Source organism: Neisseria sp. (assembly GCF_030523955.1).
Lineage (GTDB): Bacteria > Pseudomonadota > Gammaproteobacteria > Burkholderiales > Neisseriaceae > Neisseria.
This window is the reverse complement of the sequence record NZ_JAUNHL010000014.1, coordinates 1-13,867: the sequence shown is the minus strand read 5'-3', so window position 1 is coordinate 13,867 and position 13,867 is coordinate 1. Positions and strand designations below refer to the sequence as shown.

14 protein-coding genes and 1 pseudogene are annotated in these 13,867 nt (G+C 49.3%); 7 read left to right on the top strand and 8 right to left on the bottom strand.

Annotated features, from left to right (window positions below; all coding sequences use genetic code 11):
* Positions 1 to 137 precede the first annotated feature (137 nt).
* The 7 genes from Q4C79_RS04420 to ssb form a co-directional block, all read right to left on the bottom strand.
* Positions 138 to 1,064 carry a type IV secretion system protein gene (locus Q4C79_RS04420; RefSeq protein ID WP_303089817.1) on the bottom strand — a complete coding sequence of 309 codons (927 nt, stop codon included), beginning with the start codon at positions 1,062 to 1,064 and terminating at the stop codon, positions 138 to 140.
* A 56-nt stretch (positions 1,065 to 1,120) separates the two neighbouring features.
* The gene (locus Q4C79_RS04415) at positions 1,121 to 1,783 is read right to left on the bottom strand and encodes a type IV secretion system protein (protein ID WP_303089816.1); all 663 of its coding nucleotides are present in this window, start codon (positions 1,781 to 1,783) and stop codon (positions 1,121 to 1,123) included.
* 117 nt (positions 1,784 to 1,900) lie between these two features.
* Positions 1,901 to 4,312, bottom strand: coding sequence for a conjugal transfer protein (locus tag Q4C79_RS04410; protein WP_303089815.1), 2,412 nt, complete (start codon positions 4,310 to 4,312; stop codon positions 1,901 to 1,903).
* Entirely contained in the window at positions 4,221 to 4,643 is a 423-nt protein-coding gene (locus Q4C79_RS04405; protein WP_303089814.1) for a VirB3 family type IV secretion system protein, read from the bottom strand. Before Q4C79_RS04405 ends, Q4C79_RS04410 begins: the two co-directional genes overlap by 92 nt.
* 13 nt (positions 4,644 to 4,656) lie before the next feature.
* Positions 4,657 to 4,980, bottom strand: a complete 324-nt coding sequence (locus Q4C79_RS04400; RefSeq protein ID WP_303089813.1) for a hypothetical protein — start codon at positions 4,978 to 4,980, stop codon at positions 4,657 to 4,659.
* A 92-nt stretch (positions 4,981 to 5,072) separates the two neighbouring features.
* On the bottom strand, positions 5,073 to 5,693 hold the full coding sequence (locus tag Q4C79_RS04395) for a lytic transglycosylase domain-containing protein (protein ID WP_303089812.1): 621 nt from the start codon (positions 5,691 to 5,693) through the stop codon (positions 5,073 to 5,075).
* Between the two features lie 92 nt (positions 5,694 to 5,785).
* Positions 5,786 to 6,283: a single-stranded DNA-binding protein gene (ssb, locus tag Q4C79_RS04390; RefSeq protein WP_303089811.1), complete on the bottom strand. Its 498-nt coding sequence runs from the start codon at positions 6,281 to 6,283 to the stop codon at positions 5,786 to 5,788.
* A 409-nt stretch (positions 6,284 to 6,692) separates the two neighbouring features.
* Here ssb and Q4C79_RS04385 point away from each other — a divergent pair, with 409 nt between their 5' ends.
* From Q4C79_RS04385 to Q4C79_RS04370, 4 genes are all read left to right on the top strand, one after another.
* Positions 6,693 to 7,352 (top strand): IS1595 family transposase, encoded by a 660-nt coding sequence (locus Q4C79_RS04385; protein WP_303089810.1) that lies wholly within the window; start codon positions 6,693 to 6,695, stop codon positions 7,350 to 7,352.
* 184 nt (positions 7,353 to 7,536) lie between these two features.
* Entirely contained in the window at positions 7,537 to 8,226 is a 690-nt protein-coding gene (locus Q4C79_RS04380) for an aspartate/glutamate racemase family protein (RefSeq protein WP_303089850.1), read from the top strand.
* 132 nt (positions 8,227 to 8,358) lie between these two features.
* Positions 8,359 to 9,246, top strand: coding sequence for an EamA family transporter (locus Q4C79_RS04375; RefSeq protein ID WP_303089809.1), 888 nt, complete (start codon positions 8,359 to 8,361; stop codon positions 9,244 to 9,246).
* Complete coding sequence (locus tag Q4C79_RS04370) at positions 9,243 to 9,794, top strand: DNA-3-methyladenine glycosylase I (protein ID WP_303089808.1); 552 nt, start codon at positions 9,243 to 9,245, stop codon at positions 9,792 to 9,794. Before Q4C79_RS04375 ends, Q4C79_RS04370 begins: the two co-directional genes overlap by 4 nt.
* Positions 9,795 to 9,922: 128 nt before the next feature.
* Here Q4C79_RS04370 and ilvE read toward each other — a convergent pair whose 3' ends face one another.
* The gene (gene ilvE / locus Q4C79_RS04365) at positions 9,923 to 10,921 is read right to left on the bottom strand and encodes a branched-chain-amino-acid transaminase (RefSeq protein ID WP_303089807.1); all 999 of its coding nucleotides are present in this window, start codon (positions 10,919 to 10,921) and stop codon (positions 9,923 to 9,925) included.
* 240 nt (positions 10,922 to 11,161) lie between these two features.
* Here ilvE and Q4C79_RS04360 point away from each other — a divergent pair, with 240 nt between their 5' ends.
* The 3 genes and pseudogenes from Q4C79_RS04360 to Q4C79_RS04350 all read left to right on the top strand — a co-directional run.
* Positions 11,162 to 12,316 (top strand): MFS transporter, encoded by a 1,155-nt coding sequence (locus Q4C79_RS04360; RefSeq protein WP_303089806.1) that lies wholly within the window; start codon positions 11,162 to 11,164, stop codon positions 12,314 to 12,316.
* Between the two features lie 117 nt (positions 12,317 to 12,433).
* A complete protein-coding gene (locus Q4C79_RS04355; RefSeq protein ID WP_303089849.1) occupies positions 12,434 to 13,168 on the top strand; it encodes a UDP-2,3-diacylglucosamine diphosphatase in 735 nt (244 codons plus the stop codon).
* A 353-nt stretch (positions 13,169 to 13,521) separates the two neighbouring features.
* Positions 13,522 to 13,867, top strand: a pseudogene (locus Q4C79_RS04350) (glycine dehydrogenase (aminomethyl-transferring)); the annotation flags it as partial.

Sequence of the window (13,867 nt, the reverse complement as noted above, 5' to 3'; positions counted from 1 at the left end):
CTGATGAATAGGCAGATGACTGTGAAAAGCATAACCTTCATGTTCAATGGGGGGGCGATAATAAATTGAACCGTGCAACCCAGAAGGCATAGCAAGAAAGAATATTTAGCCAATTTACCTAACATAATGAACCCCCACTATTTGCTTTGTCCGATGTTACCCCCTTTTCTATTGAAAGAAGGTAAATTCTTAGTCTTACCCCAAGCATAAACGGACATTAATGTTCGGCTGAAGCCGTTTACCGAAGCACCGCCAGTCAATGCGGAAGCAATTGACGGGATATTCCATGCCACCAAAATAAAGAAAACGGTGGACAAGAAGAAAAGCGGAATCAGACCAAGCACTTGTGCTACGGAAGATATTTCACCCACGATAGCATTTTGCAGATGGGTTGTAAAGAAATCTTGCTGCAAAGACCCCAGAATAGTAAAAAACATTATGGTGACCGAGTAATTTAGAACTTGACCAATCCAGTTCATGCCCCATTGCCGGGTTGAGGGAAACAAGAGTGAACCCAGAAAAATCGGACCAATCACAATCACCATCGCCAAAGATAGCTTGGCTATAACATAGTAAGCAAAACTTGTTACAAAAAACAGAAAGCTACATACCAAAACAAAAAAGTAACCAATATATAGCATCAACTTATCTGATACTTGAGTAAAGTCTAGACTTGCAGCGTACTCCGGGATTTTGGTTAAGGTGTTCATCACGTTACTGGCATTTGTATCTAACGCACTGGCTGTATACTCCTGCGATGAAATAAAACCACTCAGGCGGTCGGGCAACTCCCATAGAATATTAGCAATTTTGTCATACTGGGAAGCGTTAAAAGCACAGGCGATGATAATGACCCATCCGATCAAGCTTTTACCAATATCGACAACGCTTTCATCAAAACCCTTCTTGTAATAATCAAAAGCCAACAACAGTACATAAATGGAAAAGCACACCTGAAACAGCGGTGCGACACCGGCAATCAGACTGCCCGCCTTGCTGAACAGGTTGGTGCCCATCCCGTTCATGATCATGTTGGCAATATCAGAAAAAAAGGTCTGTCCCATATACTTTCCTTTATCAAAAACACCCGGCATTAAGCCGGGTGTCGGTCGGGAAGAGGTTAGTTATTGCATTCTTCAAACTTACGGTCGTACATATGACGCGCCATACAGGCTTCACGCATTGCATATTTCTTCTTCTCGATTTTTTCTTGTTGGGCATAAAACCGATCCATCATATCGAGTTGAATCTGCGTGTTGTTGATTTTGGCCTGCTCGGTGGCAATGCGGTTTTGCAAATCGGTGGCCGCTTTAATGTCTTGCGTGTTGTTGATTTCTTCGCGCAATTGGTCAATTTTTTCTAACTGGTCAGATAATTCTTCATATGCGGCTTTTGACATTGCTTCATTATTGGCCAACAGTTGCAATGCGGTTTCCGGCTTATACGACTTGCCGTTGAGCACGGACTTGTAGTCGGTGTTTTTGACACTATCGTATAAAGAGCTCCATTCAGAAGGAATCTGGGACTTCACTGCATCTTTCAACAAATTGCCCATATTGCGGGAACCAGTCATCGCCTGAACCTGGCTTTTAAGCTCGGTCAGCTGCTTAATCTGGTTTTCAATCTGCGTTTTCATCTGTATTAAGCTTTGAATTGCATTCGCCGCTGCCGCGCCATCAAATGTGGGAATACCACTGGCGGAAGCCGGCGTTACTGATCCAAACACTAGCCCGACAGAAACCATAGTGGCCACTATGGTTTTTTTGAGAGGTTTCAATTTCATATAAAACTCCTTGCAAGGAACGAAAAAAGCCACCCGCTAGGGTGGCCATTAAAAAGACCCGTGCACGGGTCAAATTTCAGATTGATTCATTTACGTTTGCTGTGTTGTATACCTCCGTTAGAAAGTTCTACGGACTTTTGCCGCATCACGTTGCCGTACAGCGCCGATGAATGGCTGATACCAATCATTGACGTTTTCACTACCGACTTCGTTCATCACTTCATGAAGCAGTTCTACGTTATCAGACGAACCGGACAGAAAGGGCATTTCATCCTTAAAACCATAAAGGTCAAGCAAAGCAAAGGCAGACTGCTTCGACTGTTTGATCAGGAAGGTACGGCTTTCTTTCGGCAGTTTAACCATTTCATCGTACTCCTTGCGGGTAATACCACACCGTTCATAACTGCCATCAAACTCGGCGTCAGGGTTAGGTAAAAAGATTTTGGTCGGAGTTTGCTGCACGATGGCGGCAAAAATCGGGCAATTGATGGCATCTTCCGGTGACTGTGAAACCAGAATCAACCAGCCACCCAACTTACGGTCGGTTTTCAGGATTTTAAGCATAATGTCCTGAGTAACCTTGTACCGGGCAGCGTGCCAAAACTCTTCGATAATCGTTGCCAGAATACCGCTGCTTTTCGCCACATTTTGCATCATGATATTTCGCAGATGGAACATATAGGCCAACACCGGACCAGTGGGCGGATAACCGTCTTTCAGAATATCAGTCAAGTCAAAGCCGACGCGAGTAAAGTCTTCCGGGTTAAACCGATTAGTCGGATTGTCCAGACACCAAGCAAAACGCCCCCCTTCGCTGCGGCACCATTTTGACAAACGAACCCGCAAAGAATTGGGGTCGCTTATAACCGGAATGTTTTGCAGCAAGTGGCTGAAATTGCGGTGCTCAAAATCCAGACTTAATACGCTGTCTACCGCAAACTGAATTTCCTTTTCTTCAGCTGCCGTCAGCTTGCCGTTTTCGTCCTCTCCACACATCCCCACCAAAGAGTAAAGAAACTCCCGGTTGGAAGGCGTATCGTTCAACTGAAAAGGATTAAGTCCCGTCGGCTCACCCGCCTGAAGTGAAAAATAACTGCCGCCGATAGCACGCACGAAAATTTCCATGCCGCGATCCAAGTCCATGACAAACAAGTTTGGCTGGAACCGCATGGTAAAAGCCATGAGCGATGTTTGTGTCGTGGTTTTACCGGTACCTGTTGCCCCTAAAAGCAAAGTATTCCCGGCAATTTTTTCGCCTAAGTTGTCTTCTTTCGGGTTGGAAAAGTGGAAATTGAAGTCATAGATGGTCTTCGAGATTGTTTGCAGCGGCATAACAGCAGAGCCGTCACCGATGGGATTACCCGTTTTCTTACCATGCGAATAATTGTGAATACCAAACGTCGTGGCGTAGTTGGTGGTCGTTTTCGGAAACATCCGTGGTTTTTCTTTACTGCCCGGTACCTGACTGAAGAAGGTAGCCGGTGCTGATAAACCGGCCTTAGTAAACCGATAACCACCCGCATTGAGAAAAGTAGAATACGCACGGGCACCGTTAGTCGAAGCTTCTTCGGCAGTTTTGCCATAGACCACCAGTGCACAATGGTAATCACCGAACATCATTTCACCGGCGGCGAGCTTTCCTAAGCCGTCGCGTAATTCGTCCATCTGGCCTTTAGCCAAGTCTCCGGCAGACTCGAGATTGTTCAATTGCTTCTTGATGCTCTCCTTCATTTTATGCGGATTAACAAAAATCAGGCTTTGAGTCAGGGTAAATTCGCAGGGCAGCGTCAGAACATCGCTGAAAATTTTGGGTTTGCTCAAACCAAAATCTTTCAGATCGAACATCTGGGCAAACTTAATGGTGCCGTCTTGAGAACGAACTTCGCTAACATCGGTACCGAAGTGTAAGTTTGCTCCGCCTATCATCTGATAAGCGTCGACGGTAGACAATGGAATCGGCTCTTTCTTCCCATTAATCAAGCTGCCGAAAAATTCATAGACTTCGGAAAATGGAATACCATTCTGGTTTTGATAGGCGGTCAACAGATACGGATCGTAAGCATCGAGGGATCGCATCATGATCTGAATCTGCTCCTCCGCTTCTTTGATGCCAGCATCAATATTGTCGGTTTTAATCAAAACCGTAATGTGATACACGTTTTCAAAATAATCCTCGTTTTGAAAGCGTTTCAGATATTTTTCGGCAAATTTTTGGCAGAAAACGGAATCAAACTCATATTTGCGGTCAAAATTGATTTTCTGGCGCTGTAAAGTCCCCCAGATAGCCAACCGGTTGCCCAAGGTTTTCCCCATACCGGCGAGCAGGGTTCTGAGTGACACAAATTGGGCAAATAAATGCTTATCATCCACCCCGTCAAACGGGATACCGCTCATGCGAATCACAAAAGCAAGATACCCGTCTTTATAGCGGACAATGTTATTGGTGACGTGTTGGCAGATTTTCGGTAGAAAATCTGATTGAGCCGGTTGTTTTTCTAGAGCCTTGCTCAAAAAATCGCTGATAATCACTTAACTGTCTCCCAAATTTAGTCGCAAGTATGGTGCTGGTACCACCAAACATTTTTGAGTTTTTCTTTCTCAAAAACCATTTAAACTCATACATATAAATACGGATTGCTTGGTCGTCATTAGCACAGATCGTGCGGAAAAACATAATGAACGGTATCGGTAGGGCCAGGAAAAACAATGCCGATCCTTCAAGGATCGGCAAAGTCATCATAGCTGCCATCGTACCGACAAAACCACACACAGCCAGTGCGGGCAGAGGCACACCCATCACCATTGCTTGCCGCGCCATACCGTTAAAGGTTGGCTGTTCTGTTTCGATATTCTCGGTCATTTGGCATCCTTTATTAGAAGGTCATTGAGCCACCTTTGGTCCATAAGAAGCCCACGAACGCGATACTGGCCGCAGCACCGACTACCCACAAACAAGTAATCAAAATATCACCCCATTGCTTGCGGTGTTGAGCGCCCTCAATACACTGCCAGAGGACAATAATTGATGCGACGACGCCGCAGAATACATAAATGCCGGTACGGATGGTTGTCGCCATATTGCTGACATCATCAAAACCGGCGGCCATCGCCCCTTGGCTCGCTACGGCAAGAGCTGTTGCGATCAGAGCATTTTTAGCCCATGATGCTTTTTGAGAAATTACATTTGATGTATTCATACTGTTTCCTTTTGAAAAACAAAAAGCCGCACAAAGGCGGCAGACATAAAAAAACCGGCACTAGGCCGGGTACGATATTGCTGGGTAGCAAATTAAAATTCTTGGAACACATCCCACGCTGCGTATTGTTTCGGCGGTGGGGAGTTGGTTGATGCTTTTAAAGCGACGGCTTGGGCAACCGCTTGCGGGGTTTTATTGTTTGAACGTGAAGTAGCCACCTTAACCAAGCCACTCTTTGCAGCATAAGCAGGGTTACCACTCAGTTGAGCATAGCGACTACGTACAAAGCGCACATAATTTTGAGTTTCTTTATACGGCGGTATACCTTTATATTTGTCTACCGCCCCTTCGCCGGCGTTGTAACCGGCCAGAATGTAATCGAGATTGCCATTGAAACGCTTGGACAAAAATGCCAAATAACGAGTGCCCGCAATGATGTTGTGCTCGGGGTTGTATAGGTGTTTGGGATTAACTCCCATACGGGCGGCGGTCGCCGGAATGACCTGCAACAGACCTTGGGCATTTTTATGAGAGCGAGCGTAACGATTACCGTCGCTTTCACGAGCCATAACAGCCCACACAAGGTTTGGATCCAATCCTTGGGCAGCGGCATGTTTTTCTACTAAATTTTGATACTGTGGATAGGGTGCAGAGACACAGATACCTGATGCCAAGGCAGCAATGAAACCCAACACATTTTTAGTTTTCAACATTAAATCCTTTTAAACAGAAAAAGACCGCTTGAATTTTTCAGGCGGTCTTATTGATTTCAACTCATCATAGAGACAGAGAATTTATATGGATTTCAGAACGGAATATCGTCGTCAATTTCATCTACCGGAGCCGCGGGTGCGGCAGCCGGTGCTTGACGCCGCGGTGCGGCAGGCGGCTCGGCGGTATAAGATTGCGCAGGTTGTGCAGATTGATAAGTATTGCCATCATCAAAAGGTGCACCTCCGGCGGAAGCGTTTCGGGAACCCAACATTTTCATTTCGCTGGCGATAATGTCATAAGCCGTGCGCTCAATACCGTCTTTATCAGTATATTTTCGGCTCTGGATACGACCTTCGATATAAACTTGGCTGCCTTTTTTCAGATACTGGCCGGCAATTTCGGCAAGGCGGCGGTACATCGTGATGTTGTGCCATTCGGTACGCTCTACCCGCTGGCCGCTTTGGCGGTCATTCCAGCTCTCGCTGGTGGCAATCGATAAATTGGCCACTGCTTCACCGTTGGGCATATAGCGTATTTCAGGGGCTCTCCCCAAGTTGCCTATAAGGAAAACTTTGTTCAAGGATGACATTTTTTACTCCCAAAAAATGAAAAAAACGAAAAATTAAACATACCAAATAGGTCGAGGCAGGATTAAGTTTTCGTTTTCGAGTGTGTCTAATTTGTGCCAGAATCTTACACAAAGATACTGTATTAGGCTGAAGTTGCAGGCTTCACATTTATTAAAAATCAAATACTTATAAATAATTTTTTAGACTCATAATCCCTTGGTCGTGGGTTCGAAACCCACCGGACCCACCATATATACAAGGCCTTGCATTTGCAAGGCCTACTGCATTGAATTCACGGGCTAACTAAGCGCCCTGTTTGAGTTTATCCCAAAAGTTCAAAATATTGCATCGGCTACCCGCCAGCCAAATCTAAATATCCATAATATTCAAGGCACTAGACTAGCAGAATAGCTCTGTTAGACTAGAAAAATGAAATATAACACCAAGTTAAGTGACTATCAGCTCAAAAAAATTATCAAGTATTTTTGTGTCGATATAGAAGCCTCAAAAACCGCTTTGCTGACAGGCTTCAACCGCAATACCATCAACCACTGGTATTGCATTTTCAGGCACGAAATATACCGCTACCAAAGCGAGCAAAAAGACCTGTTATACGGCAGCATAGAGGTTGATGAAAGCTATTTTGGTGCCAAACGGCAGCGCGGTTCCCATGGCAAGTTAAAGCGTGGCAGAGGAACGCTTAAACAACCCGTCTTTGGTATTTTCGAAAGAGACGGCAGGGTTTATACCGAAATCGTTCCTGATTGTAAAAAGCAAACACTTCAAGCTGTTATATTGGGAAAGGTCTCTCTAGAGAGTGTTATTTATTCTAATAGCTGGCGCGGTTATAGCGGTTTGGTCGATGTCGGCTACTCTAAACATTTGCGCGTTAATCACGGACAAAATGAGTTTGCAGATGGTACCAGGCACATCAATGGTATTGAAAGCTTCTGGAGTTTTACCAAACTAAGGCTCACCAAATTCAACGGCGTAATCAAAAACTTTGATTTGCACCTGAAGGAATGCGAACGGCGATGGAACCGAAACTCTGATGAACTGAGTCACAAACTTTGGAGGCTTTTAAAGTAAATTTATATAAAGCTGCTAGTCTAGAGCATTCAAAATTTATGCAATAATCGTTGCAGCGAAAACCAAAAGCTTTGGGCATAAAAAGCATCAACGGCGTGGCTATTTTGAGTTAAACAGGTGAGGATGGTTGAAAATGGAACAGGGTAAAGATAGCGGCGAATCGGCTGCGAATGGTAAGGATACAATGAAAACGCTCGGTATTATCGGCGGGATGAGCCCGGAGAGTACCGTTTCGTATTACCAAATGATCAACCGCGAGGTAAACCGCCGTTTGGGCGGAAACAGTAGTGCGGATATGTTGATGCACAGTGTGAATTTTGAAACCATCGCTGCGTTGCAGCGTGAAGGTAAGTGGGCGCAGGCGGGGGAGGTGTTGGCACAGAGTGCGCTGAAGCTGGAGCGGATGGGGGCGCAGGCGATTGTATTGGCTACCAATACTATGCACAAAGTGGCGCCGGCGATTGAGGCGGTCATCAAGATTCCGCTGATTCATGTGGTCGATGCCACTGCAAATGCTATTCGGGAGCAGGGTTTGCAGCAGGTGGCGCTGCTGGGTACCCGCTTTACCATGAGCGACGGTTTTTACCGCGAGCGTATGCAAAGTTTCGGTGTGCAAACCTTGGTGCCAAACGATCGGTGGCAGGAGGAAATCCACAGGGTGATTTTTGAGGAGTTGTGCCGAAATCATTTTGGCGCGGCGGCCAAGCAGTATTATTTGGATGCAATCGCCGATTTGAAACGGCAGGGGGCGCAGGGGGTGATTTTCGGCTGTACCGAAATCGGCTTGCTGCTCAAGCCGCAAGAGTGTCCGCTGCCGGTATTTGACAGCGCGGAAATTCATGCGTTGGCAGCGGTGGAATTTGCTTTGTGTTAAGGGTAATATGCGCCGGTTGATCCATGCCTGTCTGAAAAATATTTTCAGACAGGCATTTCAATCATGCTGTTTCCCATGCGCAAAAACAGGCATACTTCGGCTGATAAGCTATTTTTCAATACGGATTTTTTCATGACCGCCAAAGACAGTTTGCTGGCCGCTTTTGTGCTGATCGCGTGGGGCGTTACTTTTCTTTTTATGCGGATGTCTCTAAACGAAGTGTCGCCTATGGTATTGGGGATGCTGCGTTTTTTATTGCTGATGTTCCCCGCTGTTTTTATTCTGCCGCGGCCGCAAGTGGCTTGGTATTGGCTGGTATCTTACGGGCTGGCGATCAGTTTCGGTCAGTTTAGCTTGCTGTTTATCTCGCTGCATTTGGGGATGCCTACCGGTTTGGCGGCCTTGCTGCATCAGAGCCAAGTGTTTTTTACCGTATTGCTGGCGGCCTTGCTGCTGCACGAGCCGATACGGCGCAACCATGTGGCGGCCATGATGTTGGCGGCGGCGGGGCTGATGTTGATCGGTATCGGCCAACATCAGGGTGCGGTGCCTTGGGCGGCGATGTTCGCCTCTTTCGGCGCGGCGGCCGCTTGGGCGGCAGGCAATATCATGGTGAAGTTTATCGGCAAGGTGAACGCTTTGTCTTTGGTGGTGTGGGGCAATATTTCTTCGCTGCTGGCGTTTAGCGCGGCATCGTGGTGGCTTTATGGCGCAGAGGGAGTGTGGCGGCAAATCAGCGGCATGAGTTGGCTCGGCATAACGGGAGTGGCGTTTTTGGCTTATGTAGCCGGATTGTTCGGTTATGCCGGTTGGGGAGCGCTGTTGTCGCGTTACGAATCGGGAAAGGTCGCGCCGCTCTCGTTGCTGGTGCCGGTGATTGCGTTGTTGGTTGCCAAATTGTTTTTAAACGAATATATGAACGGCTGGCATTGGGCGGGTGTGCTGGTGGTGATGTTCTCTTTGCTGGTGCAGGTGTTCGGCGGCCGTTTGAAATGGTTTAACCCGGAGAAAATAGGATGAATTATTGCGAATTTGCCAACGGTTTGCCGGAGGATACGGATAATCCAAACAGGCATTACCATGCGCATGAATACGGTTTTCCGATTGAAGGCGATAATGAATTGTTCGGGCGGCTTTTGCTGGAAATCAATCAGGCCGGCTTGAGCTGGACGACGATTCTCAGGAAACAGGCGGCGTTTCGGGCGGCTTATTCGGGCTTCGACATCGCTGCGGTAGCCGCTTACGGCGAAACAGACCGCGAACGCTTGCTTGCCGATGCGGGCATTATTCGCAACCGTTTGAAAGTGAATGCGGCCATTTACAACGCACAGCAGATTTTGCTGTTGCAGCAGGAGTACGGCTCGTTTAAAAACTGGCTCGATGCGCAGCATCCGCTGGAATTGGCGCAATGGGTGAAACTGTTTAAACGGCATTTTAAATTTGTCGGCGGCGAGATTGTGAACGAGTTTTTGATGAGCACCGGTTATTTGCCGGGTGCGCATGTGGAAAGCTGCCCGGTTTATGCCAAGGTGTTGGCGGCGAAGCCAAAATGGACGGAAACGCGTTAACGAGAAAGTTGTTTAAGCGCTTTGGAAAAAGCCGTTTTAATCTTGAACGGAAGCCTCTGTAACAAAATGCCTGTCTGAAAATATTTTTTCAGACAGGCATTTTTCAATATCAAATCGTAAAACCTTAATCAACACACCTTTACCAACCAGCCGTGTTTGTCTTCGGCAATACCGTATTGGATATCGGTTACCGCTTTGCGGATGGCTTCGCCGCGCTCGGTGCTTCGGACGGCGATTTCTTGGCCGTCGATCACAAACGAGGTTACCGGCGAAATCACGGCGGCGGTGCCGGTAAGAATGGCTTCGGCGCCGTTTTTGACGGCGGCTTTCATTTCGGCTACGGTGAAATTGCGTTCGTTGACCTGATAGCCCAAGTCTTTGGCGACGGTGAGCACCGAATCGCGGGTAACGCCGTGCAGGAATTCGTCGGTCAGCGGTTTGGTGATGATTTCGTTGCCGTTAATCAGCGCGAAGTTGGAGGCACCGGTTTCTTGTACGTCGCCGCCGGGGCAGAACAATACTTGGTTGGCGCCGTATTCTTCTTTGGCTTTCAACACCCAAGGCAGGGCGGAGGCGTAGTTACCGCCGCATTTTACGCGACCCATGTGCGGGGCGCAGCGCATGTTTTCGGTTTCCACCAAAATCTTCATCGGCGAGCCGACTTTGAAATAATCGCCCACCGGCGAGGCGAGGATGTAGAGCAGGGCGGTTTCGGTGGGGGTGCCGGCTTTACCGATGACCGGGTCGGTACCGATCAGGGTGGGGCGCAGATAAAGCGCCGCCGGTGCGTCGGGCACTTCGTCGGCCGCGCGTTTGACCAATTCGACCAAGGCGTTCAGATAGGCATCGGTTTCGGGAACCGGCAAGTGCAACAGTTTGGCGCTTTGCTGCATGCGGGCGATATTGGCGGTGGGGCGGAACAGGACGATGTTGCCGTTTTGCTGGCGGAAGGCTTTGAGGCCTTCGAAACATTCGCTGCCGTAATGCAGCGCATGAGCGCCGGCGGGGAGGGTGAGGTCGTGTGCCGATTGCCAGCGAAGCGGCTGCCATGCGCCGTTTTCGTAAGCCAATACGGGCATTTCTGAATGGAATACGCTGCCGAATACGGCGGGAACGGGTCTGCTCATGATGTGGTTACTCTTGATGAAAAACTAAATGGTTTGCAAAGGCATAAAGATACGCTTGGAAAAGGGTGTTTGGCAAGCTTGTCGGCGGGAATCGGCGCGATTCGCCGGGAATGAACAGGCAGGGTGTTCCACTGGCAAGCGCGGGGTGGGCGCGGCGGCGGGCAACGGAGTGTAGTAGGATGTAGGCACTCGGAGTAGAATGCGGCTTTTCCGCTTTTTAAAAATGCCTGTCTGAAAAATATGACACCGATCCGTTTTTTACTCAAGGCAGCGGTATTTGCTACCGGCCTTGCCGCTTTCCTGCAAGTGTATTCCGTGCAGGCGATTTTGCCCCTGTTGATGCGCGATTTGCAGGCCAGCGAGGTGGAGGCCGGGCTGGCGGTGGGCGCGACGGTATTGGGCGTGGCCTTGATGTCGCCTTTTATCGGTATGCTATCGGACGCAATCGGGCGCAAGGGCTTGATTGTCGGCTCTTTATTGTTTCTCGGCCTGCCGACTGCCACGATGGCGGGCGTAACGGACATCGGCCAGATGCTGATCTGCCGTTTTTTGCAGGGGGTGGCGATTCCGGGGATTACGGTGGTGCTGATTGCCTATATCGGTGAAGAGTTCGGCGGCCGCGTGATGACCAAACTGATGTCGCTGTATGTGGCCGGTACGGTGCTGGGCGGTTTTCTCGGCCGCTTTATCCTCGGCCATTTGAGCGAAATCACCGGCTGGCGCACGGCGTGTTTCGTGATGGCGGCTTTGTGCGCGGCCTGTGCGCTGTTTGTCGCCAAGCAATTGCCAGCTTCGCAGCATTTTGTCGCCAAGCCGGATATGGGCAACGCTTTGCGTACCCTCAAATCGCATCTGCGCAACCGCCGCCTGCTGGCCGCTTGCGGGCTGGGTGCCTGCGTGTTGTGGTCGCTGGTAGGCTGTTTTACGTATATCAATCTGCATCTGGCCGAAGCGCCTTACCGGCTCGACAGCGGCAGCCTGGCCAATATTTTCAGCGTTTATTTGATCGGCATGGTGATCACTCCGCTTTCGGCGCGCCTGATCAGCCGGTTCGGCAGTACGCGGGCGGTGATGGTGGCGGTGGGCTTGTCGATGGCGGGCGTGGCGGCGACGCTGTGGTCGCCGTTGCCGGTGATTGTGGCGGCGCTCACCGCGATGTCTTCCGGCGTGTTTATCACGCAGGCGGCGACCATCAATTATATTGCCGCCAATGTGCAGGAAGGGCGCTCGCTGGCTTCCGGCCTCTATTATATGGGCTACTATGGCGGCGGAACCCTCGGCGCTTGGTTTTGCGGGCTGGCTTATACGCAAGCAGGTTGGCCGGGGGTGGTATGGCTGCTGCTGGCGGTGCAGCTGTGTGCGGTTCTGATTGCCAAATTCGGTATGGAGCAATAGTTTGAAGTTTTCCGCAGGGCGGTTGCATATTGCCAAGCATCTATGCCTGTCTGAAAAGTTGGATGCTGCCGTTTAATGGGTTATGATGCAGGCTCGTTTTTAATGACTGATTCGCCCATGTCGCAAACTGTTTTTATCGCCGATTTGCATTTATCCGATGATACGCCAAAACTCAACCGCCTGTTTTTGCAAACTTTGCAAAACTGGCAAGGGAAGGTTGATGCTTTGTATATACTCGGCGATTTTTTCGAGGTATGGTTGGGCGACGATATTCTCAGCGACATCGCCGTTGAAGCCGCCGCCGCGTTAAAAGTATTCAGCCGCACCGCGCCGGTGTATTTCATTTGCGGCAACCGCGATTTTCTGCTCGGCCAAGATTATGCCGAACGGGCTGGGATAACGCTTTTGCCTGACATCCGCGAAATCGAGCTTTACGGCACGCATTATTTGATCAGCCACGGCGACGAAATGTGCACCGACGATGTGCCCTACCAACGTTTCCGCCGCATTATCCGCAATCCGTGGCTGCAAAAACTGCTGCTCGCCCTGCCGCAAAGCCGCCGCCGCAAAATCGCCGCCAAAATCCGCGCCGCCAGCAAACAGAAAAAACAGGCGATGGGACATACGCCCGTTTCCGACGTAACCGAATCAGGCGTTCAAGCGGCCTTAAACAAGCACCCGCAAACCGAGGCGCTTATCCACGGCCACACCCACCGGCCGGCGGTGCACGAACACGGTTTCAACGGCCGCACGGTGAAACGCTACGTGCTGCCCGATTGGTATGGCAGAAGCGGCGGTTATTTAAAAGTATCGCCGCAAGGGGCGGAAATATTGATGTTGGAATTGGCTTGAATGTATCGCCAATCTGTTTGAGGGAGTTACGCACGTCATACCCGGGCTTGGCCCGACTATCTTAATGTTGCCGAAAACCAGATGTTCGGGTCAAGCCCGGGTATGGCGGAGCGGTTAATATGAAGCGGTTTTACACCAATCCCAAGTCCAATCGGCAATCTTATCCTTATCTTTTATTTATCAAATATCTACATGGTTTTCAGACAGGCCATACCTGTCTGAAAACTTTCTCTTTCCCATCAGATTAATCCGCTTTGCTTGTCTTCAAAATTATTCGGAAATCGGGTAAAATTTCCGGCTTTCGGGCAGCGCGTTTTCATGCGCTGCCATTTTGCAGAAATACAGAGGAAAACATGAATTTCAACGATTTATTCAATCGAAACGAATTTGCAGCACGCCATATTAATTTTGCCGACGAAGCCGCGCTGCTCTCGGCGCTGGGCGAAAAAGATATGGCGGGCTTTATCGGCAACACCGTGCCGCAAAGCATCCGTATGCCCGAGGCGCTGAATCTGCCCGAGGCGCTCACCGAAGCCGACGCGCTGGCGAAAATCAAAGCGCTGGCCGCGCACAATAAAGTGAACAAAAGCTACATCGGGCTGGGCTATTATCCGACCCGCCTGCCGAACGTGATTCTGCGCAACGTGCTGGAAAACCCCGGCTGGTACACCGCCTACACGCCGTATCAGGCCGAAATCG